This window comes from Paenibacillus sp. FSL R7-0272, assembly GCF_037969905.1.
GTDB lineage: Bacteria > Bacillota > Bacilli > Paenibacillales > Paenibacillaceae > Paenibacillus > Paenibacillus polysaccharolyticus.
Genome location: NZ_CP150221.1, coordinates 684,219 through 710,729 on the forward strand (window position 1 = coordinate 684,219; position 26,511 = coordinate 710,729).

A 26,511-nucleotide genomic window follows, 5' to 3' on the forward strand; every position below is an offset into this window, starting at 1 on the left:
CGTTTCGAATCTAGTTTTCAGAGAACAACACTCTGAATGGTGAAATGAAAATCGGTACATCACGGAATGTGTGGTTGATTTTCAATTCCAAAATGGATATGGAAGAAGCTATGCTTCGACCAATCGCGTTTGGTGGCGATGGCGGAGGGGTTCCACACGTACCCATCCCGAACACGACCGTTAAGCCCTCTAGCGCCGATGGTACTTGGACCGCAGGGTCCTGGGAGAGTAGGACGCCGCCAAGCAAAGCAAAGACACACTTGATGAGAATCAGGTGTGTCTTTTTTGTGTCTTGCACAGAATGGTACTGAGCCCCTGACTCTGGAGTTATCTTTTGGAGAATTACGCCGGGGTTAGGGGCCAGTGTTTAATATCGTGACGGTGGGGCGAAAATACAGCGAACGTTATGTTTGTTTTTTAAACCATAATATTTATTTTGCCTGTAACAGATTGAGCCGCTCGGTCAAGGAGCGTTTGCGATAATAGAGTGCTATCGTGATTAGAACAATCATTTCAGATAATGGTACAGCTAGCCATACCCCAGTAACACCCAGGAACGAAGGAAGAATGGCAATCAAAGCAATCATGATAATCATCTCGCGTGCAGCTGTAATCCAGATCGCCATTTTAGCGTTACCTATGGACTGGAAGTACGTGCTCATGACAAAGTTTACTCCCATGAATACATAAGCAATAGTGAAAATACGCAAACCGTAGACCGCATTATCAGTTACACTGCTACTGAAGTTACCAAAGATTTGCACAAAATAAGGTGCTCCAACTTGAACGATGAGAAGCAGAACCACACCGCAGGTTAAGGCTGTTTTGACGGCAATACGAATCGTTTCCTGCACTTGTTCCATTCGCTGTGCACCGTGATAATAACTGATTAGGGGCTGCGCAGCAGAAGCCAGACCAAGGAATGCCATTAAGACAACCCCGTGGATGTAATTTAAAACCGTAAACGAGGCAACACCATCCGTACCTCCAATCCGTTCCGTTGAGATGTTATGTGAGACCGAAAAGACGGACATACCGAGTTCAGCCAGGAAGCTGGGAAAGCCAATAAGTGCGATCATGCAAAGCAATTTGGTACTCCATGTGAACCTTGTGAACGTAAGATTATTGGACTTTTTGAAAAAATGACTGAACAGCACGAGCAGTGCCAAAGCGGCTGAAACAATCGTGCCAAGTGCAACCCCGCGTACTCCCCACTCCAGCACATATAACGTAATATAATTGATCACAATGTTAGCTACAGCAAAGGTAATCTGGGCATACATTGAGGTGTTTGGACCGCCATCGTTGCGAACAAAAACGGATAATGCATTTTCGATCGTAAAAACAAACCCGAAAAGTAACATGATATTCATATAATCAGATGCGAAGGGAAAAGTATCTGCATTTGCACCCAGTGCATATACGAGTTTATCTTTGAATGTGAAGGCCGTGTAACCAATAACCACTGTGACCAGCGAAATGAGAATAATGGATTTGGTAAACACTTCTTTGGCCTTCTGATTCTCTTTCCTGCCCATATGATTAGAGTATAACGTAGCTCCGCCCATGCCGATCCATAGAGACATTGCCACGAACAGGGTGTAGACAGGGGAAGCAATGCCGATGCCTGCCATAGCGGTTGACCCCAGTTTATGCCCAACCATAATGCCGTCGATAATAAAGTTAAATGCGATGACCAGCATCCCCAGAACAGAGGGCACCAGATAGCTGATAAAAGCTTTGCCTACCGTTTGCCTCTCAAGTGGATGTGTCCAATTTGTACTCATAATGACCTCCGTTAGTAAGTTTAAAAAGTTTATGCCTATATTTTATACTGAACGTTCGTTCTGTATAATAACATGAGTACAATTCAAATGGCAACTTTTCCGAAATTCATACCGTTTATTTGGATAGAGTATGAGAGAAGACCGGGGAGGGAGGTAAGATCACATGAAACAAAATAAATACGATGATAAGGCATTTTTTCAGAATTATAGTAAGATGGCTCGCTCCGTTGAAGGGTTAGATGCAGCTGGGGAATGGCATGAATTACAAACCTTATTACCCGATTTAAAGGATAAGCGAGTACTTGATTTGGGTTGCGGTTTTGGCTGGCATTGCCGATATGCGCGTGAACAACAGGCGAGTTCTGTCATCGGTGTAGACTTATCCGAAAATATGCTGCGGCGTGCGCATGAGCTGACGAATGATCTACAGATTGAGTATCGGCAGACGGCCATCGAAGATATTCATTTTGACCAGAATCAGTTCGATGTGGTTATTAGCTCGCTTGCTCTGCATTACATTAAACATTTGCATGACGTGTATCGTAAAATCAATCATTGTCTAGTCACAGGTGGAACGTTCATTCTGTCTGTTGAACATCCGATATTCACCGCTCGTGCGGAGCAAGATTGGCATTATGATGCTCAAGGGGAGAAACTGCATTGGCCTGTGGATCATTATCATGAGCAAGGACAGCGGATCGCAAACTTTTTGGATCATGATGTGGTGAAGTATCATCGGACGATGGCTACACATCTGAATGAATTGATTGGTGCGGGGTTCATCATTCAACAAGTGGCAGAATCCAAACCTTCTTTGGAGATGATGGAGCAGGTCCCAGGGATGTCTGATGAGAATCGAAGACCGCTGTTTCTGATGATTGTAGCAATGAAGAAATAATGATGAATCTTATATGTACATTATTCAACGTTTTACGATGGCGTGTTCAGTGTATCTGGACATGCTGTTTTTTATTTTTTTGCTAAAATATAAAGAATATTGTGTAAATTAGGGAACCGGATGACATTCCGTTTAGTCGTATTAAGTGAGGTGAACATTCGTTGGACTATTCGTTTCTGGCAGAGGCCCAGACCATCAACAATGACACACTTGCCAGCCTGATGCACGATTACGGCAATGATGTGTGGAATTATATTTATTTTTTAACTAGAAATACGGAGCAAGCAGATGATTTGTCACAGGAAGTGTTTGTCCGGGCATACACAGGAATCGCGAACTATCGGGGAGATTGCTCGATCAAAACATGGCTTCTAACAATTACGAGGAACACAACGTTTACATACCGAAAGTCGAGGTTTTTCCGAAGCAGCTTATGGGGAGAAACGTTGTCGTTAGAGTCAGATCAAGGAGATCAATTCGGATCAAGAAAAACGATGCGAGAACGATCAGCTTATCCATCTGCCGAGATAGAAGTGATTCGTAAAGTACATATCAATGAAATTTGGGATATCGTGCTGGCACTACCGGAGAAGTTTCGGGAGATTCTTCTGTTGCATCTGAGGTATGAACTTACAACAGTGGAGATCGCAGATATGTTACGAATTAGCCAAGGAACCGTGAAATCACGGCTATCCCGGGCTAAGGATAAGGTTCGAAAGCAGTGGGAGGAGAGAAGCGAATGAAACATGAGGATGATCAATGGGAAAAGGAAATCCGTAAAGGGCCGTTTGCAACGTCTCCTTTTACTGAAGATCACAAGCGTAAGGTGCTACAGCAGGTGCAGCGGATACGAACGGTAAGCAGTAAGGAAGAGGAAATGAGTGAAATGAGCCCTGTGGAGTCGTCATTGGAACGCTCTAATTGCCTCTCCAATTCATTAAGAGAATACACAGATACAGACACAAATGCAGTTAAAGATAAAGTTCAAGTTAAAGATCAAGCTGCAGCCACTAAATTTGGCCCAAGACATCAACGTCATAGAAAAAGTCGTAGAGGCATTCTCGTTGCAGGGTTGAGTGCATTGGTTATCGCAGGCGGGCTATTTATGTGGAATTGGCACGACGGGCAACTCGCGAAACCGTTGATGGAACAGATCAATCCAGCTTCTGCTCTGTTGTTTACAGATCACCTGAATGTCGATATCCTTACCGATCAGATGAAAAAGAATGTTGCGATGACGATGAGAGATGATCTGGGCAAACAGCTACGCATTACCAAAGTACAAGATCTGCCTGTGTCTGGCAGAATATACGTCGAAGCAGGTCAGGAGAAAGGAGCAGGTTACGCCCAAATCTGGCTGGACGCCAAGACGGGTAACCTTCGTGAAGTGCAGATGAGAGCCGAGATGCAGCCGAGTAAGCTGGAACATCGATATACACGACAGATTCCTTCACTTCTGGAGGGCATGGGTATGATACCGACACTTCAACCTGTGAAAGTTAGAAGATCCGTGGGAATGCAACAAGGAAAAACGGAGCCAACGAGCTACACTGTAGTAGATTTACGCGAGGGTGATAGTTACGGAGAAATTATCTGGCGGCAGGATCAAGCGATATCCATTACAGGTGAGTTAAGAGCAGATCAGATATCCCAAACTGAAGTGGCAAAGGCGAAAAGGGCGATTGAGGTGTTCTCAGGTAAAGCTAACTTTAACCTAGAAGATGCTAGTCGAATTAAAGATGATGAAATTGGTGAAGATTCAACTTTTTTCTCATTTAGTGATAATTATTTTGTGAAAATAACAGAAGCCAAAAACGGATCGAGATATATGGTGGGAGATTCAAATGATTATGGTTATCCCCAAATAAACAGTCCGGAACAGATGGAGGCTTACCAGGATCAGTTATTAAATATGGATGAGAATCTTCTTAGAGAGCGGGTTGGACCATTTGTGAAAAATATTTTCAATGTAGATCTTGACGACTACAGGGTCCATCGAGATGCTGAAAAAATAGATACAGTTACATTTGAGCGCGATGCAAAAGATGCTTTTGAGGTTCGGTACGAAGAAGATGGGCGTATCACAATGATCACTAAGGTAGAACGCAAGATTTTAATTAAGTATTTTAAGTAATTACGCAATTTAGTAATGTAAGCTATCCTTACTTTTAGGAACCAGGGTACAATAAGGTACGTACTTTTCAATCTGGAGCATAACATCTAAACTGATACCTGAGCCATAAACAGCAAACGAAATCTATAGCTATGCAGGTTCAGCATATAATGTATAAAACAAAGGACGTGGAGAAGAGTGGATGTTACTGTAAAGACAAAGAAAAAAGAAGAGATTTTGCAGGCATTTAAGTTTCGTCATGCAACAAAGCTATTTGACGCGTCACGCAAAATTACAGAAGAAGACTTCGCTTTCATCCTTGAAACAGGTCGTTTGTCTCCAAGTTCCATTGGATTCGAACCCTGGAAGTTTCTCATTGTACAAAATCCCGAGTTCCGTCAGCGCTTGTCCGAGGTGTCGTCCGGTGCACAGCGGCAGCTAGCCACAGCCAGTCACTTCATTGTGATCTTGGCTCGCACGGATGCCAGCTACAGCTCTCCTTATGCAGCGTACATGCTGAAAGAGGTCCAGGGCATGCCCGATGATGTATTCAAGCTGACAAGTGAAGCTTACGGTAAATTTCAGAACAATCAAGGTCTGCTTCAAAACGCGAAAACATTATTCGACTGGGCATCTAAACAGACATACATTGCCCTTGGCAATATGATGACTGCAGCGGCTCAGATTGGCATCGATTCTTGTCCGATCGAAGGATACAATTATGCAGAGGTGCATCGTATTCTGGAAGATGCAGGACTGTTAGAGAACGGCGCATGGGATGTGTCAGTGATGGCGGCCTTCGGTTATCGTGCAGAAGAGCCTCATCGGGAGAAATCACGTCAGTCTATTGAGCAAATTACACACTGGATTAAATAACGATAAGGTAAAGAACGAAAGTAACGGCTCTTGTTGTGCAAACTAATCTTCTGTGAACTAAACTGTTGTAACGATGTACGGCCCTTGTACTCCCATACCTTCAAGGTATGAGAGTACAAGGGCTGTGTCACTTTGTTTGGAATTATGAATTTGTATATAAGTTGAACTATTCTTTTACAAAATAACGGAGAGGACAGAAAAAACCTGAAAAAGCTGAGCTAAAAGCTTTCTGAAAGAAAGCTAGCATCGGAAGCAGACGCTTCGCCTTTATCACCGGATTTTCCCCTTTGGAAAAGGGAATCCAAAAAATCTGGGGATAACAGCGATTGGAAGGTTATTCTGTCATCGGAGTGGGCCGTGTAAAATCTTTAGTTTAACTTATATAGTCTAAAAATGAGGAGTTGAAAATACATAGATATCTATGTATAATACATTTATGTTAAAACACAACGCTTTTGCAATGATTGCACGAATCAGAGATCATGTGAACAAACGAATTGTTCATGAATTGGAACAGCATGAGGTAACAGGTATTGTGCCTTCTCATGGAGATGTCCTAATGTTTCTGTACCGGGAAGAGACATTGTCGATCAAAATGCTGGCTGAACGTGTTCAGCGTACGCAACCTACAGTAACGGTGCTCGTTAACAAATTGGAGAAGCTGGGTTATGTCGAACGCAGTAAGAGCGCTGAGGATAGCCGAGTGACCATGATTCGTCTTACGGACAAAGGGAAGCAGCTTGAGCCGATCTTCCGCGAAGTGTCGGATCAGATTAACCAGATGATCTACGCAGATCTCTCTGAAGAACAGTCGGAGCAGTTGGAGAACTTATTGTCTATGATTGTCAGACGCTTTTAACTGTCGGCATGCCCTGTCTGTTTCTAACTTTATATGCTGATCTCTATACAATGCAATAAAGATGTATGAGGAGCTTGCTTAAAGGTTAGGAGCAGAAGTTTTTTTGCTCATATACATAGATATCTATGTATATGAAAGGCTTTTGATAGCTGAAATGTTTAGCTGAAATTTTTAGTAACAAGGCGAAATTAAAATATGTTGAACCCAATTGAGGAGGAATTAAAGCATGAAACATCTTATCGTATACGCTCATCCACATACAGACAGCTTCAATAAAGCCATTTTGACTACAGCCGTAACTGCTCTGGAAACAGAGGGGCATGAGGTCGTTGTGCGTGATCTGTATCAACTCGGATTTCAGCCTGTACTGACTGAGGCGGATACAGCTGCAATGCGTGCAGGACAGACTCCCCAAGATATCGTAGCGGAGCAGAAATATGTGACAGAGGCAGAAGCTATTACGTTTATCTATCCAATCTGGTGGACGGGGCTTCCAGCGATTCTGAAAGGATACGTTGACCGGGTGTTTGCTTACGGATTTGCTTATGCATCTGGAGCGGCAGGAATCGAGAAACTGTTAACGGGTAAAAAAGGTGTTATGATCAGTACACACGGAACGCCGAAGGACGTGTATGACCAGATCGGTATGACGGATGCGCTCCAGCTGACTTCCGACACAGGGATTTTTGATTTTGTAGGAATCGAGCCGGTAGGCCATCTGCTCTTCGGTGGTATTGGTTATCTGGATGATGCTGCATATCAAGCAATGCTGGATGAAGTGAAACAGACGGTAACAACACGTTTCTAACATGGAATTGATCAGATGTGAATTGCCAAGCCGACTCTTGATGAGTCGGTTTGTTAGTTTATGGGGTTTGGCAAAAGGTCAAAAAGGGGGTATAATCGACCCATGGAACCTATACTCATTTTCAAAGCACTATCTAATGAGACACGCAGACAGATCCTGTTGTGGCTGAAAAACCCGGAGCAGCACTTCTCTCCCCTCGAGCTATCCCAGCATCCGGATGGTGGTAAGAGTGGGATCTGTGTTGGCACGATTCAATTGAAGGCTGGACTGGCACAGTCTGTAATCTCCAGCTATTTGTTGACGATGCTCAAGGCAGGGTTGTTGTTATCGGAGCGCAGAGGACAATGGACGTACTATCGACGCAATGAAGAAACGATACAGGCTTTTGCCGAGTACGTACAACATGAGTTATAAGCCGGATGCCGGAACGGAACCTAAGATGCAATACGCAGCAAGCAGGAGATTCCGTCCGGATGTGAACGGCTAGAGGTTGTAAGAACACGTGGTGTGTATGACATGGACTCCCGCCTTTCTTCGCTATTCGCTACATGTATGAAAAGAATCAGCCTTCGAAACATAAGAGTTATGTTTCATTTTTAAGCAAAATTTTGTTTATTTATATCTATATATCTGGATATACAAAAATATAATCACAGAGGAGTATGAACTTTAATGAGTATTGAACATCAACATAAAGAACATATCACTGACGTCAAACTTTCCGTGCTTGACCTTGCTCCCGTTGTCGTGGGATCAACCCCTGCAATTGCACTTCGCAACAGTCTGGAGCTGGCACAACATGCCGAGCGTTGGGGATATCATCGCTACTGGGTGGCTGAGCATCACAACATGCCAGGCATCGCTTCGTCTGCAACCTCGGTTGTAATCGGACACTTGGCGGGTGGAACGAAGTCCATTCGTGTAGGTTCTGGTGGCATTATGCTGCCGAACCATGCACCACTTGTCATTGCAGAGCAGTTTGGTACGCTTGAATCCCTGTATCCTGGACGCATTGATCTGGGTCTGGGCCGTGCACCCGGAAGTGATCGCCGTACATCTGTTGCGCTACGCAAAGATCTGAACAGCGGAGAAGATTTCCCTGAGCTGCTGGCAGAACTGCGTGCATACTTTGATGCATCGGCAACGTCCTATCATGCACCCGTACGCGCAGTGCCCGGCGAAGGGCTGAACATCCCGATTTACCTGCTGGGCTCCAGTGATTTCAGCGCACGATTGGCAGGCCAGCTGGGATTGCCGTTTGCTTTTGCCAGCCACTTCTCACCAGATTATACCCGAATTGCTCTGGATACCTACCGCAATAGCTTCCAGCCGTCGGAGAGTCTGAAGGAGCCTTATGTCATCGTAGGGGTGAATGCCGTGGTGGCAGATACCGATGAAGAGGCTGCGTGGCTGGGAACGACGATGCAACAACAGTTCCTGAACATCATCCGCGGCACAACAGGGCTTGTACAGCCGCCAGCTGTGATGGATGGAAAATGGACAGATCGCGAACAGGCTACTGTAGCTCAAACACTGAAAGCTGCAGTGAACGGTTCACCGGAGAAAGTGCAGGGACAGCTGGAGTCCTTTATTCGCCAGACGCAGGCAGATGAACTGATTATTACCTCGATGATCTATGATCATCAAGCACGTCTGCACTCGTATGAGTTGATCGCACAGCTTGCGGGAAACGTATAAAGGTTTTATATGACAGAAGAATGTGAATAGCATCGGATCAGAGAGAGACGGTTCGCCTCCAAGCAGAGGTGGATCGTTTTTTTGTATGGGAGATTTTTCAATTGGCCGGTGTGGGGCAGGTTGTGCATTTTGGGGTAAAATGACTTTACTTGCCGAATTTGAAACGGTCAACGGGCTCATACGTATAAATCGGGAGTATTATACATATGTTGGCTTGTACAACAGTTAATTGTACCCGTCAGGCAGAAGGTGATTATAACGGAAGAAAGATACATAAGAGAGGACGACAAGCCTATGGAGCAACCTGAGCAACAACCTGAGGTACAAACTCGGGTGTGGCCTGAGCGATTCAAACGATTTTTTCTGAACAACAAATTTGTGCTGTTTCTGTTAGTTCTGCTATTGGTAGGACTGAACATTATGGTGCTGACCAAGGTATCCTTTGTGTTCCATCCGCTAGCGGTGTTACTCAAAACAATTCTTCTGCCTATTATTCTGTCGGGTATCCTTTATTATCTGCTCAATCCACTTGTGGACGTGATGGAACGATGGAAAATCAAGCGAGGCTGGGGGATACTGATTCTCTATCTTGCCATTGGTGGCATCTTGACTATTGTGGTGCTGGCAGTTATTCCTGTGCTACGTAATCAGATTATGGGGCTGATCGCCAATTTCCCTACTTACAGTGAAAACGTAAGGGAACAATTCGAGGAATTGACAGGCAATAAGCTGTTCAGCCAGGTGCAAGATACGATCAACATGAACTGGCAGGACTGGTGGGGCACGATTTCCACGAAAGCTACCGAGATCCTCAATTCTACCTGGACGAAGCTTGGCGGGTTCCTTGGTGCATTTACCGAGACCGTGTTATCTATCGTAACCGTGCCATTCATCTTGTTCTATCTTCTCAAAGACGGCAAGAAGTTGCCGGACAAGATTTTGTCTTTTTTGCCAATCAAAAGTCGTACCGGTGCCATGCATGTGTTGCATGATATCAACCACCAGATCAGCTCATTCATCCGTGGACAGATTATCGTCAGCTTCTGTATCGGTGTGTTGCTTTACATCGGGTACATGGTCATTGGTTTGGATTATGCTCTGATTCTTGCAATCATTGCTTCCTTCACGAGTGTTGTTCCTTATCTGGGGCCAGCAATTGCCATTACTCCGGCTTTGATTGTTGCTCTGGTGACTTCGCCAGTGATGTTGCTGAAAATGATTGCCGTGTGGACCATTGTACAGCTGATTGAAGGTAAACTTATCTCGCCGCAGATTATGGGTAAAACACTCAAAATTCATCCGATCACCATCATCTTTGTCATTCTGACTTCAGGGAACTTGTTCGGGGTAGTCGGCATCCTGCTTGCGGTTCCGGGATACGCGGTACTTAAAGTGGTGGTGTCACATATATTCAACATGTTCAAAGATAAGTCGGGCCTTTATGATCCGAACAATAACCGTTTGCTGTAACTATTAAAACGGTTCCCTTACATAACAGAAACCCCCGTCCATCGGCATAAGGCCGAGTGACGGGGGTTTCTGTTGGTTTGAACAGGCTGGCAGTAGCCTAGCCGTGTTTGATATGCTGGAGCGTTTGCAGGAAAATCTGCTCAATGTGAGCATCATCCAAAGAATAAAAAACGGTCTTACCTTCCTTGCGACGCTTCACAATCCGCATGTTGCGGAGAGAGCGCAGCTGGTGGGAGATGGCTGACTGACCCATGTCGAGCAATACCGTCAGATCATGTACACATAATTCTTTCTGTAACAGTGCATCAATAATACGTAGACGTGTTGGATCACTAAATGCTTTGAACCAATCCGCCATCTCGGAAGAGGTCTCCCGATCTATAAGTGAGGTGCGAATGGTTTGCACATCGGCTTCCGTACCTAAGCAGGCATCATCGCAATCATGTGGAGCTTTAACCGGTTGTTCCATTCCTATCACCGCCTATGTTTAACAACTTGATAGCTCTATTATATCCAAAAAACGCCTAAAGCGAAATGATTACTATTTGCATATTCTGTATCCAAAATCAACACCTTGTGTTGACACTCCGGTTTGGGCATGCATATAATAGTGTTAATTGAACATATGAATGATTGCTCATATATTATTGAATACAAGATTATATAAAAAAAGATGAACTATTTTTTACACAAAAACGGAGAGGACAGAAAAAACCTGGAAAAGCGGAGCGTTCGCCTGAAAGCTTTCTGAAAAGAAAGCTACATCGGAAGCCTACACTTATCACCAAATTTCCCTCTGAGGATGAAAGGGATAAAAGAAATTTGGGGATAACAGCGATTGGAAGGTTATTCTGTCATCGTAGTGCTCGTGTAATACCTTTAGTTCAACTTTTTTCGGACTGCAAAGGGGAGAATTCACATGGGAACCGAACAGGAACAGGTGAAAAGGGAACTGCTGCTTGACGGACTGGATTGTGCCAACTGTGCACTGAAGATTGAAAATGGTGTGAGTAAAATTAAGGGCATTAATGAATGCTCCGTTAATTTTGTAACCAAAACGTTATCCATGTACACCAACTCCGATACGGATGAGCAGGTAGTGGAGGAAGTGAGGCGCAAGGTGTTGCGGCTGGAGCCACATATTCGTATCTCGGAAAAAGGGTCGGGTAGTCTTGCCCACACGAACGTAAGCCAAGCGGGTGGCACGCATAAGCATCAACATCAGAGCCATGCTCATTCACATGAACATTCACATGGACATACTCATGATCATGGACACAGTCATGGACATGATCACAGCCATACGCATAATCACACCGAAGGCAGTGACGCTCATGCAGGGCATTCACATGAGCATGGTGCCGGACAGACCAAAACGTTACTAGCCCGCCTTGCTACGGGGTCTGTGTTGCTGGCCGCAGCGATCTGGTCACCGCTCGATGGCTGGGCACAGCTTGCGCTATACGTAGTGGCTTATCTCATCGCTGGTGGCGATATCGTGCTACAGGCATTCAAAAACATCATTCGCGGTCAGGTGTTTGATGAGTACTTCCTGATGACGGTTGCCACGCTAGGTGCGTTTGCCATCGGAGAGTATCCTGAGGGTGTCGCGGTCATGCTGTTCTATCAGCTCGGAGAGCTGTTCCAGGGCATGGCAGTGAATCGCTCACGCAAGTCGATTCAGTCCCTGATGGATATTCGCCCGGACTATGCGAATGTTCTCACAGGTGCAGGGGAAGAGACCCGGCGTGTCTCCCCGGAAGAGGTTCGCATTGGCGACCGGATTGTGGTTAAAGCCGGTGAGCGTGTGCCCCTCGACGGTATCGTAAAGGCAGGCCGCTCCATGGTAGACACATCCGCGTTGACGGGGGAATCTGTTCCACGGGAACTGGAGTCTGGAAGTGATGTACTCAGCGGATTTGTTAACAAAAACGGCATGTTAACCATAGAGGTCACCAAAACCTTTGGTGAATCCACCGTATCCAAAATCCTCGATATGGTGCAGAATGCCAGCAGCCGCAAGGCGAAAACGGAGCATTTTATCAGCAAATTTGCCCGGTATTACACACCTGTTGTGGTCATTCTCGCTGCTCTGATTGCCTTCGTTCCGCCACTGCTACTCAGCGGTGCAACGTTCGCAGACTGGATCTATCGCGCGCTGGTGTTCCTCGTTATTTCATGTCCTTGTGCACTTGTTGTATCGATTCCGCTTGGTTTCTTTGGTGGGATTGGTGCAGCTTCGCGTAACGGCATTCTGGTCAAAGGAAGTAATTACCTGGAAGCTCTAAATGATGTTAAAGTGGTAGTGTTCGACAAAACGGGCACATTAACCAAAGGTGTTTTCAAAGTCACGTCTGTTCATCCTGAAGGTACGCGTACAGAAGAGGAACTGATGAAGCTGGCCGCGATTGCCGAAGCGAACTCCAATCATCCGATTGCAGAATCCATTCGTGCCGCTTGGGCAAAAGATATTCCCTCGCAAGGTGTAGATGGATATGACGAAGTAGCCGGACATGGGATCAAAGTGAAGGTGAACGGTCAGGAAGTGCTCGCAGGCAACGCGAAGTTGATGGAGCAGGCAGGGATCATGTATACGAAGCCGCAAACGGTAGGAACGGTTGTGCATGTAGCTGAAGCCGGAGAGTATGTCGGACACCTCATTATTGCGGACGAAGTGAAGGAAGATGCAGCATCTGCGATTCAGGCGCTCAAGCAGCTCGGCATACACAAAACGGTCATGCTGACGGGCGATGCCAAAGCGGTAGGCGAGGCAGTTGCACGCCAGCTTGGCGTGGATGAGGTTCATGCCGAACTTCTACCGCAGGATAAAGTCGAACGACTGGAACAACTGGAACAAAACAAATTACCGAAGGAAAAAATGATCTTTGTTGGTGACGGGATTAACGATACACCCGTGCTGGCACGCGCCGATGTTGGTATTGCCATGGGCGGACTCGGATCGGATGCAGCAATTGAAGCAGCGGATGTGGTGATCATGACGGATGAACCGTCCAGAATCGCCAGTGCCATCCGTATTGCGAAGCGTACACGCCGCATTGTCTGGCAGAATATCGGATTTGCGCTGGGAGTCAAAGCAATCTTTCTGTTGCTGGGTGTATTCGGGATCGCTACCATGTGGGAAGCTGTTTTCTCCGATGTGGGTGTGACGGTGCTTGCGGTACTGAATGCGATGCGGGTTCTACGAATTAAGGACGTTTAAATAGTTTGAAACGTACATCACGGCTCTGCGTATATACGTAGAGCCGTTTTACTTTATTTATGGCAGACTGTGAACCGAATTGGCCTGAGAGCTAAAGTGAAAAGAAGGAGCGAGTATTTTGGCAGGAGCATTCGTGGGGATTATATGCGGAGTATGTTATTTCATTTTGGGATTGATGGTGTATAAGAAGCCGCCAAAACAAATTAACGGAATATATGGGTATCGTACACCACGGGCAATGAGCGACCGGGCGCTGTGGGAAGAAGCGCAGCGGTACAGCTCGGCACTGATGATGCAATTTGGAGTTATTATTACCGCTTTTGGTGTGATTGGTTTCTGGCTTACGGATGTGCGTGCGTTGGTACTGAGTCTAGTCGCTGTTGGTTTCTATACCATCAGGCTGTTTACCCGGGTGGAAGGCCGTTTGAAGCAAATGCAAAGGGCACAGCAGGAACAGGACAAGCAAGAGAAATAAGAGAAGTGAGATGAGTAAGGAAAGTAAGATAAGACAAGGTCAGAACAAGTAATGTCAGTAAGTACATGCAGAGCAACATGCTTAATGACCTGTATTATCACCGAGATCCGCGGATGCGGGTCTTTTTTTGTCTTTATTTTCTGCTTCTGTTTCAAATACGGAATGGAATGGTCGATGTTATCTATCATTTCATGAATAATTTTAACGGTTAAATTCAAAACTAAAATCTAACGTTGACGTTAACGTTAGTTTTATATATAATTATGTACATAACATAAATGACATATAAGAGAGGTGAAGCCAATGAGTTTGTTCAAAATTGATGATGTCGCCAAAGCCTGCGGACTGACGAAGCGTACCATTCGATATTACGAAGAGATTGGTGTGATGCCTTCACCTCAGCGGACAGACGGCGGAACGAGGCTATATTCACAGGATGACATCGACTATTTGAAAAAAGTGGTTCGAGCCAAAGAAGTGCTTGGCTTTTCGTTACAAGAACTTCATGCCTATGTAGCTACGACAGATGTGCTGAACGAGCAACGTTTCGACTATCAGCAGACCACTGAGGTGAAAGAGCGGATCGAAAAGCTCACCCGGATGGAAGCCACATTGGATGGTCAGTTGCAGTTGCTGGAGCAGAAGCTTCAGAGCATTCATGCTGTACAACAGGAGCTGGAGGAGCTTCGTGGGCGCGTTAGAACGGGCATACAGACGTTGCAAGCCAACGCTCGTGAGAGAAACGAAGATTAAGACGAGTAGCCAACAGAGAAGGCAACAAGTAGCCGAAGTGAAAAGATACGCATAGGGAGCTTTTGCAAGTCTTTATGTGGGAGTGCAGAGCAGTATGGATGAATGCAATACACCGGGATTTCCGGTGTCCTTGTGCTGTTTTTGCAACTCGTTTTCTGAAAAAAACAAGAAAACTCATGAAAATACAACTAATCAATTGTTCTTAATTATTTTCACCGTCTCAACATTACACATTACATCGGAGGAATGACCTATGAAAAGAGAACCATCACTACCTGACGAATTGCCCTCATCCCGTGGAGGTCTGCTGTCCCAACCACGAGCAGTCTGGGCTGTAGCCTTCGCCTGTATCATCTCGTTTATGGGCCTGGGCTTAGTTGACCCGATTCTGCCAGCCATTGCGGATCAGCTACACGCGTCCAAAAGCCAAGTGTCCTTGCTATTTACCAGCTATAACGCGGTAACGGGGATCGCCATGCTGATTACGGGTGTGGTTTCCAGCCGAATTGGTGTGAAATGGACACTGCTCAGCGGTATATTGCTGATTATTGTATTTTCGTTCCTTGGCGGTACATCGGACACGGTCGGAGCGCTGGTTGGTTATCGCGGGGGCTGGGGACTCGGGAATGCCTTGTTCATCGCCACCGCGTTGTCAGCTATTGTTGGCTTGTCCACGTCAGGGACAGCCAAGGCTATTATTTTATACGAAGCAGCACTGGGTCTAGGGATTGCCGTTGGTCCGCTACTTGGCGGGGAACTGGGTTCGATCTCTTGGCGCGGCCCGTTCTACGGAGTAGCTGTACTGATGGCAATTGCGTTTATCAGCATCATGTTTATGTTGCCCAAAATGGCTAAACCGAAAACACGCAGCACGTTATCCGATCCGTTCAAAGCACTCGGGTACCCTTCACTGAAAACGTTGGCGATAACCGCCTTTTTATATAACTTTGGATTCTTTACGTTGATGGCGTACTCCCCTTATGTCATGAAACTGGACGAACACGGCCTTGGGTATGTTTTCTTCGGATGGGGATTGATGCTGGCGATTACGTCCGTCTTTGTGGCACCGAAGCTGCAGCGCCGATTTGGCTCCGTGCCTTCCATGAGTGTCATGCTCACGTTGTTTGCGCTGGACTTGCTGGTTATGGCTGTGGGTACGGTAATGGGCTCATCGGTGACGGTTATTGTTGCGGTGATCGTAGCAGGTATCTTCCTTGGAATAAACAATACGTTGATCACCACGGCTGTGATGGAAGCCGATCCAGTGGAGCGCTCCGTAGCCTCTGCGGCGTACAGTTTTGTGCGGTTTATGGGCGGTGCACTAGCCCCGTGGCTTGCGGGTAAATTGTCAGAATGGTTTTTGCCAGAAACTCCGTTTTACTTCGGTGCGCTAATGGTGCTGATCGGTGTTGCTGTATTGTTGATGCGTCGTCGTCACCTGCGGGATATTGATGCGTCCATCACAGCTCATTAAGAGTTGGTTTATGGCTACAGGAAATTAGTACGAGCGCAACGAGTGGATAGATGTAGACGTTGAGGACCGATGAACAGACTGGAGGATATGGGTATGCTAAAACGAATATTGGTCGCTGTAGATGAATCGGATCATGCGAAAAAGGCGCTGGAACAGGCTCTGATGCTGGCTGAAGAGATGAAACATCCTGTCAGTCTGGCCATCTTGCACGTGAATCCTTCCATTTCAATTAACGAACCAGCGCTTGGCGTTGATTTAGAGGAACGCATCGCTGAAGAGGGAAAGCACATTATGGAGCCAGTGATTGAACAAATGGTTGGTCGTGGTGTCGCCTACGAGACATTGCTCGTTGCAGGTGATCCTGTGACAGAAATCTGCCGGATGGCAAGTGAGCGGAAATGTGACCTGATTGTGATAGGCACCGGGGGGAAAAGTGTGCTGGCAGAGATTGTAGTCGGCAGTGTCAGCCATGGTGTGCTGAAGCATGCCGAATGTCCGGTACTGACGGTGAAATAAAGCAACGATTTTTCTAAAGATCATCCACCACACAGCCCTACCAACAACCAGTACCGAGTAACTTATATCGTTTCGTCAACTGGGTGGAAGAGGGCGAAATGGTGTATAACTAGAGTAGAGTTATGTAAGGATGGTAGTTATTCGTGAATCGAATGAACGGGAACGGAGGATGCGTTTATGAAAAAACAACATCTGTTTATCGGCGGTAAGTATACCGAATCGGTACACTATACAACACTTCGAGCACCTTATTCCGAGGAAACGCTGGCAGAAGTGGCTTCGGCCTCGGCGGAGGAGACTGAAGCCGCCATTGCGGCGGCTGTGAAGGCACGTAAAGCGATGCGCCAAATGCCTGCACATCAGCGTGCAGACTTGCTGTACAAGCTGTCGGCCATGCTGGAGGAACGTAAAGAAGAGGCAGCCCGCATCGTTGCATTAGAGGCGGCAAAGCCGATCACGGCGGCAAGAGGCGAGATTGATCGTACGATCGAGACCTATCGGTTTGCTGCCGAAGAGGCAAAACGTTTGACTGGAGAGACCGTTCCGATGGATGCGGCAAAAGGCGGCGAAGGTCGTATTGGTTATACGATGCGGCAGCCGCTGGGGGTGATTGGGGCCATTACACCGTTCAATTTTCCGATGAATCTGGTTGCTCACAAGGTTGGACCCGCACTGGCTGCTGGAAATACCATCGTGCTTAAACCTGCGGAACAGACTCCGCTGTCTGCCTATTACATCGCAAACCTGCTCCAAGAGGCAGGGTTGCCAGACGGAGCACTGAATGTGGTGAGCGGTGATGGTAAAACCATTGGCGATGTACTTGTGAGCCATCCGGATGTAGCTTATCTTACCTTCACAGGTAGCCCGGCCGTAGGAACAAATATCCGCAGCAACGCAGGACTGAAACGTGTTACGCTGGAGCTGGGTTCCAATGCGGCTGTCATTGTAGACAAAGATGCGGATCTCGACAAGGTCATCCCGCGCAGCGTTACGGGAGCTTTCACATATCAGGGCCAGGTATGCATTTCGTTACAGCGCATCTATGTGCATCAGTCGATTGCCGAGCCATTTATTAAGCGCTTTGCCGAAGCTGCTGAACAGGTTGTGATCGGTGATCCGCTGAACGAGGATACGGTCGTATCAGCACTCATTACATCTAAGGATGTACAACGTACTCTGGACTGGATTGAAGAAGCGAAACAGGCAGGGGCAACCGTGGTCGCAGGTGGTGAGGCTGAAGGAGGCGTATTGCGTCCAACCGTGCTTGCGAATGTGCCACGCGATGCAAAGGTTTCTTGTCAGGAAGTGTTTGCACCGATTGTTGTGATTAACACGGTTGATTCCGTAGAAGAAGGCATTCAGCATGTTAACGACTCTATGTATGGACTTCAAGCTGGGGTATTCACGAATGACATTCAAACGGCACTTCGAGCTGTGGATGACATTGAAGCGGGCGGTGTAATGATTAATGATATCCCGACATTCCGGGTAGATCATATGCCGTATGGCGGTGTGAAGCAAAGTGGCATCGGGCGTGAAGGTGTGAAATATGCAACGGAAGAAATGACGGAATTGAAGTTTGTCATGTTTAACAAAAATTAAGTGAGTTCATCGCTTGTAATAAACCGATTATATGAAATTTTCGAAGATCCTGTATCCATCTCATGGTGCAGGATTTTTGCTTGTAATTTTATATCACAAACGATCGATATCCGCTTAAAATTTCCTGAAAAAAAACGATCATTTTTCTGCACTGACTATAGGTTCACAATGGGTGAGAAGGGTATAAAATAGGTAACATCCTGCAAGCAACTGTCTGAACCCGTTGAATTTCATAGGGCATGGGTGCACGCATTTTCAACTGCGTTTTCAATTCTTTTGTATCTTTTTAAATATATCGGAAGCAATACGGCGGGTGAACACACAGAGCACGCATAACAGGTAGGAGGTGAATTCATATGGCGTATTCTATGACGGATGTATCGGGTATGTCAGGTGTGAGCCTGAGTGAGTTAAGTCATTATGCGGAGCTGGGGTTATTGTCCCCTGCCTTTCGTGGACTGGATGAGGATATTTATTATGAAAAAAAAGAGTTGCTGACGCTGCAGCAGATTCTGTTCTGCAAGGAAGCAGGAGTAGCGGAGGAAGAGATCGGCTCTATGCTTAAGGAAGAGCCTGTGGAGATCATCCGTGTCATGCGGCAACATCGTATCCGAATTTTGGAGGAAGCACTTCGCCTGCACGGTTTGATCCAAACGCTGGATCGAACGGTTTCTTATCTGCAAGGGGAAGAGACGATAGAGGAGCACGAACTCTACCATGGCTTCGAACATAATACGCGTCATGCCAGATTGCCAGAAGCAGGTCAAACACAGCACTTACCTGAGACCCTGCCGTCACGTGAATCGAAAGCGGAGAAGATCGAGTTGAAATCCAAAGAGGATTTTTTGGACTCACAGACCAGAATCGATCAGATTCATCTGGATCTGAAACAGGCGCTGGAGCATGGGCTTGAACCGGGCAATCCGGCTGTGCAGGAGATTATTGGAAGACACCTTGAATGGATCAAAGGATATTACACACCTACGGCTGAGATTTATCGGGATTTGGCCAATCTGTACGTGGAGCACCGAGATTTTCGGAACATGTATGACGGTTATCATCCAAGACTGGCAGAATTTCTGCGAGAGGGAATGATCATCAAAGCGTCACAGGATCTATCCTGAATGCATAAAGTAACATGGGCGGGCAAGATGATTGGTAAGAACATTGGTAAGAGCATTCGTAAGAACATAACAACAAAAAGCGCAGACCTCCGGGAGGGCTGCGCTTTTTGTTCGTACATATGGATATCACCGGGTGAGGACAGAGTCCTCTCGTTCACATGAATTGGAGATGAATCGGACGGCTTACAGTTGCTCGACGAGCAAGCTAACCGCTTTTTCCAGGAAGATACGATCCTCATCGTCAAAACGGTTTTTGATCGGGCTGTCGATATCGAGTACGCCATATAATTGTCCGTCTTTGATGATCGGAACAACGATCTCACTGTTGGATGCAGCATCACAGGCGATATGGCCTGGAAAAGCATGCACATCATCAACAACGAGTGTGCGTCTCTCCGCAGCAGATGTGCCGCATACCCCGCGTCCAAGTGGAATACGGATGCAAGCAGGCAATCCCTGAAACGGTCCGAGGACCAGTTCTTTTCCATCATACAGATAGAATCCGACCCAGTTGGTGTCGGTTAGAAATACATTGAGCAGCGCAGCAGCGTTAGCCAGATTGGCAATCGCACTAGGTTCATCGCGGATCAGAGCACTTAACTGTCCCAGGACGGCGGTGTGCTGCTCGCTTCGTGTTCCTTCATAGGAAACAGCTTGAAACATGGTGAATCACCCTCCCGAGCAAAAATGGTACTTATTTTCAAGATAGTGCAGTAGATGCGGTTAGTCAAGCGGAATGATTTTGGAAAGAGATGACAGTACCTCGATTATGCGCCTGTTTCTTCGCTTCTTTCGCGGGGTAATTACTTAGCAACCAAGAAGGGCTACAACCCGGGAAGGAGCTTAGCTTATGCATGCAGAAGTACAGAATCTATTCGTACGAATTCATCTTCTATATTTTGCCCAAAATCAGGATTTAAACGTAAGCGACACGTTGCCTTTGTTAGAAGAGCGAGGATATCGCGTGGGTGAACGTGAGATCAAGCAGGAGCTTGAACACCTGACGCAAGAGAACTTCCTGACTGCCCACGGAGATCAGTGGAGCCTTACCGGGACAGGCATTGAGGAGTATAAGGAAATTGTTGCTGTGCTTGGTCGGGTGAGCGAAGAATTGTTGCCCGACAGCAAGAAGGCCTCTCCGGCGTAAAACTGTTGCAGATCAAGTTTTGCGAGCAACTGAGCAAATAAAGATTGATTCTCGGCATAGAACAGGACAACCTGTGCTGGTGGATTCATAGGTACATCAAGACCGGGAGCAGATGCGCCCGGTTTTTTGATATGATCTGAGGAGTGAACAGTTGCCAATTGGTGCAGGTTATGGTTAGATGGCTAATGAATCTTATGGTCTGCAAGAAAGATCGGATCGGAGTGTCAGGTAATGTATAAATGTAAAGGAAGAATCCCGGAGCTTGAGACTGCGCGGCTTCGTTTGCGCAAAATGCGCCGCAAGGATGCGGCCCAGATGTTCGTACACTGGTCAGACCGGGAAGTAACGCGGTATATGAATCTCGCGCCCATGATTGGGACAAGCGAGGCGGCCGATATGATCGGGCTGCTGAATCATATGGCAGGGGAAGAGGATGCCATTCGGTGGGGCATCGAATTAAAGGCTACCGGCAAACTTATCGGCAGCTGCGGATTTAACACATGGCAGCTGGAAGGTGCATTTCGTGGTGAGATCGGATATGAGCTTGGCCGTGAGTACTGGCGTTACGGGTATATGTCCGAGGCATTCACGGCACTGCTACCCTTTGGTTATGAGACCATGGGATTGAACCGGATTGAAGCACTTGTGGACCCGCGTAACGCAGCTTCGGGAACGTTCCTGACAAGCCAGGGATTTACACGCGAGGGCCTGCTTCGCCAGGTACAGCATACGTCTACGGGATACAAGGACATGGTGATGTACTCGCTATTATATGATGAGTTCCTTCGCAACAAGAGAAGGTAGTGGCAAGGAAGGTAGGAAAAGATACTTAATTTATTTTGAGATTACACATTAACGAAGAAACAGAACAAAGCTGGAGAAGCGAAGCGTTCGTCTGAAAGCTTTCGGCACGAAAGCTACATCGGAAGCATAGGCTTACCACCGGATTCCCCCTTTTAAACAAAATAAGATCAAAAAAATCTGGGGGTAACAACGATCGAAAGATTGTTCTGGCTCGCAGTGGGCATGTAAATAATATCTTCTAATGGTTAAAGAGAAAAAAGAGAGAAGGGTTTGTGTGAATACAACAGGAGGTTTGAAGCGCAGTTTCATTCTGGCGGGTTTGTTGCTGGCAACATTTCTGTCCGCGATTGAAGGCACGGTGATCGGTCCGGCGGGTCCAACGATTGTCAGCGAATTGGGGAGCGTGCAGCTGCTCAGCTGGATTTTTACCGCATACCTGCTCACCATGGCAGTCAGTACCCCGATTTTTGGCAAAATCAGTGACATATATGGACGTAAACCCGTTTTTCTTATCGGCTGTGCCTTATTTTTGCTGGGATCACTTTTATGCTGTCTTTCGCAGAATATGGAGCAACTGATCATCTACCGTGCCATTCAGGGGATTGGCGCAGGTGCTGTCGTGCCGGTTACCTTTACGATTATCGGGGATATTTACCGCATTGAGGAACGTGGCAAAATCCAGGGCTGGATCAGCTCGGTATGGGGCATTTCATCTCTCGTTGGCCCATTGCTCGGCGGTTATTTCGTGGACAACCTCGGCTGGCAGTGGATCTTCGGATTTAATGTACCGTTTGGCTTGCTTGCCATGTGGTTTGTATTCCGTTATTTGAAGGAGGACATCTCACCACGCACGGCCAAAATTGATTATATGGGAGCGCTGACCTTCACCGTTGGTATTACAGCCTTGCTCTTTGTTTTATCGGCGGGTGGGCAGTATTACGCATGGAGTTCTCCATTGATTGTGGCACTGAGCATCGTTGCCGTGCTGTTTATCATCTTGTTTTTTGTGGTGGAAAAAAGAGCCCAGGCCCCGATGGTTCCACTCCATCTGTTCCGTATCCGGGACATCCGGGTGGCGAATATCGCCGGCCTGCTGACCAGCACCTTGATGATCGGCTTAACCAGTTATTTGCCTCTCTGGGTGCAAGGGGTTCGCGGAGGTAATGCAACGGAGTCCGGGTTGTTGCTCGCACCCATGTCCGTGGGTTGGCTGATTGGCAGCGTGCTGGCAGGAAGGCTGCTGCTCAAGATCGGATCACGGTTGACCACATTAATTGGACTTACCGGAATCGCCGTTGGCTCGGGCGGGTTGTTCTTGGTTGGCGGGACTTCTCCGCAGGTCGTGCTGTTCATTTTGACCTTTATTTATGGGCTCGGGTTTGGTTTCGCCTTTACGATCTTCACCATCATTGCACAGTCTTCTGTGGGGTATAAAGAGCGTGGTTCCTCAACAGCACTACATACGTTCATGCGTACACTCGGCCAGACGATTGGGGCAGCAGCATTCGGAACGTGGCTGAACTTCCGCATCTCGGCACTGTCGAGTGAACAAAATTTGGCGGCGTCAGGTATTTCGGAAAAGGATCTGAATGAGCTGCTTGCACCGCATACGGATGTTGCGTTATCGGACGAGAAGTGGGCGCTGCTGCGCAATGTGCTGGAAGGCAGTCTGCACTCCTTGTTTGTCATCATGTTTGTGATTGCGATTGTTTCGTGGGTTACTACATTAGCTTTGCGCAAACGGCTGATCGTTCCCGAGGATGCTGATGCGCCGCCACAAGTGGAAGCCATGCAGAAGTAACGGACATGCTGGGGGAAGGAATAAATGCACCGCAAAACAATGGGATTCAAGGATCGAAGCATATCATCGCGATCTCCTAAAAAAGCAGCTGAACATTAGCTGCTTTTTATATTTCAATGGGTTTGGTATGATGAATTGGAAAAAGGAGGATGGTGTGAATTGAGCAACCCGAAGTGGCTAGCCCTGCATTCCGTTTCTTTTCCTGCCCGTATCTTCTCAGCATTGCTGACTTGTATTTCAATCTCTGTCATTATGGTTTTTATTAACTATGTACCGGTTGCCGACCGAATGGAGGATACGTACTATTATCCGCTATGGTATTCATTAGTTATAGCTATACTGATTACTCTAGCAATCGCCATTTTTCTTGTTCTTCCGCTGTCGCTTTTGACAGATGCGGTGACTCTGTCCTTAGCGCGACGATTCAAGGGAGTTGCGATGCAAGTTGTTTCCATCATGATTGGTTATGTTCTGTTAGCAGGATCAAGCGGTGTTCTGTTCTCTGTTTTTGTGTTTCGGGAAGATACGTTTCTTTACATGGGGGCAATCCGCCAGATGTTTATCTTCATCCCGATCTTTCTGGGCTGGCAATATATTTTGAGGGCTGGGTCTCATTGGCTGAAAAATAATAAACAAGCAAAAACCGGATGAGCCTTGGTCAGGCCCATCCGGTTTTTGCATCTCTACAACTCTTTTAAGTTATCTAACGTAAGCCTGGTTCGTTGTCTAGCTCGGATATGGTGTACATAAGGTTCTAGCTACTCGCTGACAGGCTTTCTGCACCATGCGCCAGCCTGCCCAGAAGCTCGGATAGCAGTTCTTTGTCCTCTTCGCTTAGACCGCTGACTGCGCGATCAATCTTGACCGCATATCCTGGATAGATGTCATCCATCGTACGCTGACCTTCTTCGGTCAGTTCAACAAAAATAATGCGTCGGTCTTGAGGACAATGTTTGCGGCGCAGCAGCCCCTTTTGCTCCAATTTATCAATGACATAGGTGACATTACCGCTCTGCAACAGTAATTGAGCCCCTACCTGCTGGATTGGTTGTGCTCCTTTCATGTATAACACTTCGAGCACTCCGTAGGCAGTCGGGTTAAAACCATGTACTTTACTTCCAGATACAGCGTGTTCATTCACACTTTTGAACGTATGAGCCAGGGTGCGGTACAGATGAAGTGAACGTTCTGTCCCGATCTCTTGTAATTCCAGCATGCTGATCCCGCCTTTCAGTGTATTTATATAAGTTGACGTGATATATGAAGGTTCTCTTTGCTGTATAAGTTTGAACTAAGGTTAATTTACTCGTAAATAATAGTTAAACTTATACAATGCGTTTAGTAAAAGATCAGATCAACTTATATGAGTTGGATCATTATATCGATTGACGAATCAGAGGATCGTCATATATTCATTGTAGACCTCAATTTGGCCGAAAAACATGCGATATGTCACAAGATTTGCATTTTTAGCATTTAAAATTTGATCATTTGTCACGATTTATAATACATATTTTAGATTGGAGCAACCAAATGGGTTAGAGTGCAGAATACCAGGGGAATGAAAAATCATCCCGTAGATGTTCTATCATCTCCGACTCGGGCAGGAGGTTTTGCCCGAGTCTCTTTTATATAATCATTTTCATATTAGATATTCGGAAAATGATGGAGGAGAAGTGGAATGACGACAAACCACAATTTAGCAGGGCAAGGGGCACTGAAACAAAACCGTGCATTCATGACATTGATGGTATCTCAGGCGATATCTAACTTGGGGGACTGGCTGCATCTGTTGGCTATTTTCACACTGGTAGGGCTTCGCTGGAATGCAACACCTTGGGAGATCACGTTTGTAATGTTATCTGCGGCACTGCCGATGCTACTCACAGGGCCGTTTGCCGGTGCTCTGGCAGATCGCCTGAACCGAAAGTGGATGATGATTACAGCGGATGCTGCCCGAATTATCATCGTAGGTGCATTTATTTTTGCGGATCAGATTTGGCATATTTATGTTTTGCTTATTCTTAAATCCCTATTTGATGTCATGTTCTCACCCGCCAAGAACGGCAAATTAAAAGAAATTGTGCCGCATCACCAGCTTGCTCAAGCGGTTTCCATTAGCTCGGTGATTGAACAGATGTCCAAAATTATCGGCCCGGCACTGGGCGGATTACTTGTAGCCGGGTTTGGGATTACGTGGTGTTTTGTGCTGGATGCATCGTCATTTCTGATTTCTGGCCTCATTTTATTGTGGATTCCTGGACATCGGGTGATCCAACGAACGAATTCTGACGTAACAGGAGTAGAGGAAAAGACAGCAGGATCGACTCAAGTCAAAAAATCCTTTTGGAAAGAAACACTTGAGGGTATCCGTATGCTAGCTTCACTTCCTCGCGTAGGAACATCACTTCTTTTGCTGGCAGCTGCGATTTTGTTTCTGCAATTTGCCGATTCACAAACGGTTGTTTTGTTCAGGCAACTACCTGGAATTTCGGGTGATCTGCTTGGATGGTGCGTTGCCGCAAGTGGTGTTGGAACGTTAATCGCGGCGATGAGTGTCCGGAAATGGAAAACAGCGAGCCACGGGTTGAAAATGGGGCTAGGCACCGCCGTAACAGGTCTTGTTATCGGAACGGCCGGATTAGTCGTGGTTGTATGGCCTTCAGCAGGAATAGGCGCACAGCTGCTTCTTATTTCGCTGTTTGCCTTGGCGGGTGTGGGTATCGGGTTTGCAGTCGTGCCTTTTCAGATTCTGCTGCAAGAACAGACCCCTGAGCCAATGACAGGCAGGGTGTTTGGTACCGTAGGCAGTGTGATGACAACGAGCAACATTCTCGGCCCTGTGGCTGGCGGGTTATTAGTGACTTCGTTTGGTGTTGTGCCTGCGTTTGTAAGTTCAGGCATTCTGTTGACACTGCTGGGTTTACTGTATTTATTGAAGCCAAAAGCGAAGCGTGGAGATGATCTGGAGGCAGTTCTTCCGGCGAAATCCGTGGCAACCGGAGAGGTGCCGTAAGGTGGTTTTTGAGAGGTAATCGCCCCAACAGATGGAGGAAATTATTTTAAATTTAAAATATTTTTACTGA

Annotated in this window: 25 protein-coding genes and 1 rRNA gene; 22 read left to right on the forward strand and 4 right to left on the reverse strand. The window is 46.6% G+C overall.

The genetic code is table 11. The annotated features are described in order from the left end of the window. The first annotated feature begins 128 nt into the window (after nt 1-128). A 5S ribosomal RNA gene (rrf, locus tag MKY23_RS03125) occupies nt 129-245 on the forward strand. Nucleotides 246-431: 186 nt separating this feature from the next. Here the strand turns inward: rrf and MKY23_RS03130 are convergent. Continuing rightward, on the reverse strand, nt 432-1,787 hold the full coding sequence (locus MKY23_RS03130; protein ID WP_090924899.1) for an MATE family efflux transporter: 1,356 nt from the start codon (nt 1,785-1,787) through the stop codon (nt 432-434). A gap of 163 nt (nt 1,788-1,950) precedes the next feature. Here MKY23_RS03130 and MKY23_RS03135 point away from each other — a divergent pair, with 163 nt between their 5' ends. The 9 genes from MKY23_RS03135 (at nt 1,951) to MKY23_RS03175 (ending at nt 10,509) form a co-directional block, all read left to right on the forward strand. Next, the gene (locus tag MKY23_RS03135; protein WP_154960747.1) at nt 1,951-2,685 is read left to right on the forward strand and encodes a class I SAM-dependent methyltransferase; all 735 of its coding nucleotides are present in this window, start codon (nt 1,951-1,953) and stop codon (nt 2,683-2,685) included. Between the two features lie 161 nt (nt 2,686-2,846). Then, nucleotides 2,847-3,428 (forward strand): RNA polymerase sigma factor, encoded by a 582-nt coding sequence (locus tag MKY23_RS03140; protein WP_154960748.1) that lies wholly within the window; start codon nt 2,847-2,849, stop codon nt 3,426-3,428. Beyond that, entirely contained in the window at nt 3,425-4,819 is a 1,395-nt protein-coding gene (locus MKY23_RS03145; protein WP_154960749.1) for a hypothetical protein, read from the forward strand. Before MKY23_RS03140 ends, MKY23_RS03145 begins: the two co-directional genes overlap by 4 nt. A 177-nt stretch (nt 4,820-4,996) precedes the next feature. Continuing rightward, nucleotides 4,997-5,674 carry an NAD(P)H-dependent oxidoreductase gene (locus tag MKY23_RS03150; protein ID WP_154960750.1) on the forward strand — a complete coding sequence of 226 codons (678 nt, stop codon included), beginning with the start codon at nt 4,997-4,999 and terminating at the stop codon, nt 5,672-5,674. A gap of 436 nt (nt 5,675-6,110) precedes the next feature. After that, nucleotides 6,111-6,533, forward strand: a complete 423-nt coding sequence (locus MKY23_RS03155; protein WP_154960751.1) for a MarR family transcriptional regulator — start codon at nt 6,111-6,113, stop codon at nt 6,531-6,533. 226 nt (nt 6,534-6,759) lie between these two features. Continuing rightward, the gene (locus MKY23_RS03160) at nt 6,760-7,341 is read left to right on the forward strand and encodes an NAD(P)H-dependent oxidoreductase (protein ID WP_154985854.1); all 582 of its coding nucleotides are present in this window, start codon (nt 6,760-6,762) and stop codon (nt 7,339-7,341) included. 102 nt (nt 7,342-7,443) lie between these two features. After that, nucleotides 7,444-7,755, forward strand: coding sequence for a helix-turn-helix transcriptional regulator (locus MKY23_RS03165; protein ID WP_123066816.1), 312 nt, complete (start codon nt 7,444-7,446; stop codon nt 7,753-7,755). A 258-nt stretch (nt 7,756-8,013) separates the two neighbouring features. Then, the gene (locus MKY23_RS03170; protein WP_154985855.1) at nt 8,014-9,039 is read left to right on the forward strand and encodes an LLM class flavin-dependent oxidoreductase; all 1,026 of its coding nucleotides are present in this window, start codon (nt 8,014-8,016) and stop codon (nt 9,037-9,039) included. A 294-nt stretch (nt 9,040-9,333) separates the two neighbouring features. Next, nucleotides 9,334-10,509: an AI-2E family transporter gene (locus tag MKY23_RS03175; RefSeq protein ID WP_090924907.1), complete on the forward strand. Its 1,176-nt coding sequence runs from the start codon at nt 9,334-9,336 to the stop codon at nt 10,507-10,509. 97 nt (nt 10,510-10,606) lie between these two features. On the opposite strand, the gene MKY23_RS03180 is transcribed toward MKY23_RS03175, so the two are convergent. Beyond that, nucleotides 10,607-10,978 (reverse strand): metalloregulator ArsR/SmtB family transcription factor, encoded by a 372-nt coding sequence (locus MKY23_RS03180; RefSeq protein WP_090924908.1) that lies wholly within the window; start codon nt 10,976-10,978, stop codon nt 10,607-10,609. 450 nt (nt 10,979-11,428) lie between these two features. On the opposite strand from MKY23_RS03180, the gene MKY23_RS03185 reads away from it, so the two are divergent. The 7 genes from MKY23_RS03185 to MKY23_RS03215 all read left to right on the forward strand — a co-directional run bounded on the left by MKY23_RS03185 (nt 11,429) and on the right by MKY23_RS03215 (nt 19,673). Continuing rightward, entirely contained in the window at nt 11,429-13,729 is a 2,301-nt protein-coding gene (locus tag MKY23_RS03185) for a heavy metal translocating P-type ATPase (RefSeq protein ID WP_154960754.1), read from the forward strand. Between the two features lie 118 nt (nt 13,730-13,847). Further along, complete coding sequence (locus MKY23_RS03190) at nt 13,848-14,204, forward strand: SdpI family protein (protein ID WP_251511690.1); 357 nt, start codon at nt 13,848-13,850, stop codon at nt 14,202-14,204. 303 nt (nt 14,205-14,507) lie between these two features. Beyond that, nucleotides 14,508-14,957 (forward strand): MerR family transcriptional regulator, encoded by a 450-nt coding sequence (locus MKY23_RS03195; RefSeq protein ID WP_336121221.1) that lies wholly within the window; start codon nt 14,508-14,510, stop codon nt 14,955-14,957. Between the two features lie 253 nt (nt 14,958-15,210). Beyond that, the gene (locus MKY23_RS03200; protein ID WP_339835173.1) at nt 15,211-16,431 is read left to right on the forward strand and encodes an MFS transporter; all 1,221 of its coding nucleotides are present in this window, start codon (nt 15,211-15,213) and stop codon (nt 16,429-16,431) included. A gap of 93 nt (nt 16,432-16,524) precedes the next feature. Beyond that, nucleotides 16,525-16,947 (forward strand): universal stress protein, encoded by a 423-nt coding sequence (locus MKY23_RS03205; RefSeq protein ID WP_261764711.1) that lies wholly within the window; start codon nt 16,525-16,527, stop codon nt 16,945-16,947. A gap of 177 nt (nt 16,948-17,124) precedes the next feature. Next, on the forward strand, nt 17,125-18,549 hold the full coding sequence (locus MKY23_RS03210) for an aldehyde dehydrogenase family protein (RefSeq protein ID WP_339835175.1): 1,425 nt from the start codon (nt 17,125-17,127) through the stop codon (nt 18,547-18,549). A 356-nt stretch (nt 18,550-18,905) separates the two neighbouring features. Continuing rightward, on the forward strand, nt 18,906-19,673 hold the full coding sequence (locus MKY23_RS03215; protein WP_339835177.1) for a TipAS antibiotic-recognition domain-containing protein: 768 nt from the start codon (nt 18,906-18,908) through the stop codon (nt 19,671-19,673). A 183-nt stretch (nt 19,674-19,856) separates the two neighbouring features. Here the strand turns inward: MKY23_RS03215 and MKY23_RS03220 are convergent, their stop codons facing one another. Continuing rightward, nucleotides 19,857-20,336: a GAF domain-containing protein gene (locus MKY23_RS03220; RefSeq protein ID WP_154892181.1), complete on the reverse strand. Its 480-nt coding sequence runs from the start codon at nt 20,334-20,336 to the stop codon at nt 19,857-19,859. Nucleotides 20,337-20,523: 187 nt separating this feature from the next. On the opposite strand from MKY23_RS03220, the gene MKY23_RS03225 reads away from it, so the two are divergent. The 4 genes from MKY23_RS03225 to MKY23_RS03240 all read left to right on the forward strand — a co-directional run bounded on the left by MKY23_RS03225 (nt 20,524) and on the right by MKY23_RS03240 (nt 24,076). Beyond that, entirely contained in the window at nt 20,524-20,820 is a 297-nt protein-coding gene (locus tag MKY23_RS03225) for a hypothetical protein (protein ID WP_339835180.1), read from the forward strand. Between the two features lie 231 nt (nt 20,821-21,051). Then, entirely contained in the window at nt 21,052-21,624 is a 573-nt protein-coding gene (locus tag MKY23_RS03230; protein WP_339835182.1) for a GNAT family protein, read from the forward strand. A gap of 292 nt (nt 21,625-21,916) precedes the next feature. Continuing rightward, a complete protein-coding gene (locus tag MKY23_RS03235; RefSeq protein ID WP_339839169.1) occupies nt 21,917-23,425 on the forward strand; it encodes an MDR family MFS transporter in 1,509 nt (502 codons plus the stop codon). A 159-nt stretch (nt 23,426-23,584) separates the two neighbouring features. Further along, nucleotides 23,585-24,076, forward strand: coding sequence for a hypothetical protein (locus tag MKY23_RS03240; RefSeq protein ID WP_339835184.1), 492 nt, complete (start codon nt 23,585-23,587; stop codon nt 24,074-24,076). Nucleotides 24,077-24,179: 103 nt separating this feature from the next. On the opposite strand, the gene MKY23_RS03245 is transcribed toward MKY23_RS03240, so the two are convergent. Further along, complete coding sequence (locus MKY23_RS03245; protein ID WP_090924920.1) at nt 24,180-24,641, reverse strand: MarR family transcriptional regulator; 462 nt, start codon at nt 24,639-24,641, stop codon at nt 24,180-24,182. A gap of 465 nt (nt 24,642-25,106) precedes the next feature. Here MKY23_RS03245 and MKY23_RS03250 point away from each other — a divergent pair, with 465 nt between their 5' ends. Further along, nucleotides 25,107-26,441 carry an MFS transporter gene (locus tag MKY23_RS03250; RefSeq protein WP_339835187.1) on the forward strand — a complete coding sequence of 445 codons (1,335 nt, stop codon included), beginning with the start codon at nt 25,107-25,109 and terminating at the stop codon, nt 26,439-26,441. The last annotated feature ends 70 nt before the right edge of the window (nt 26,442-26,511 follow it).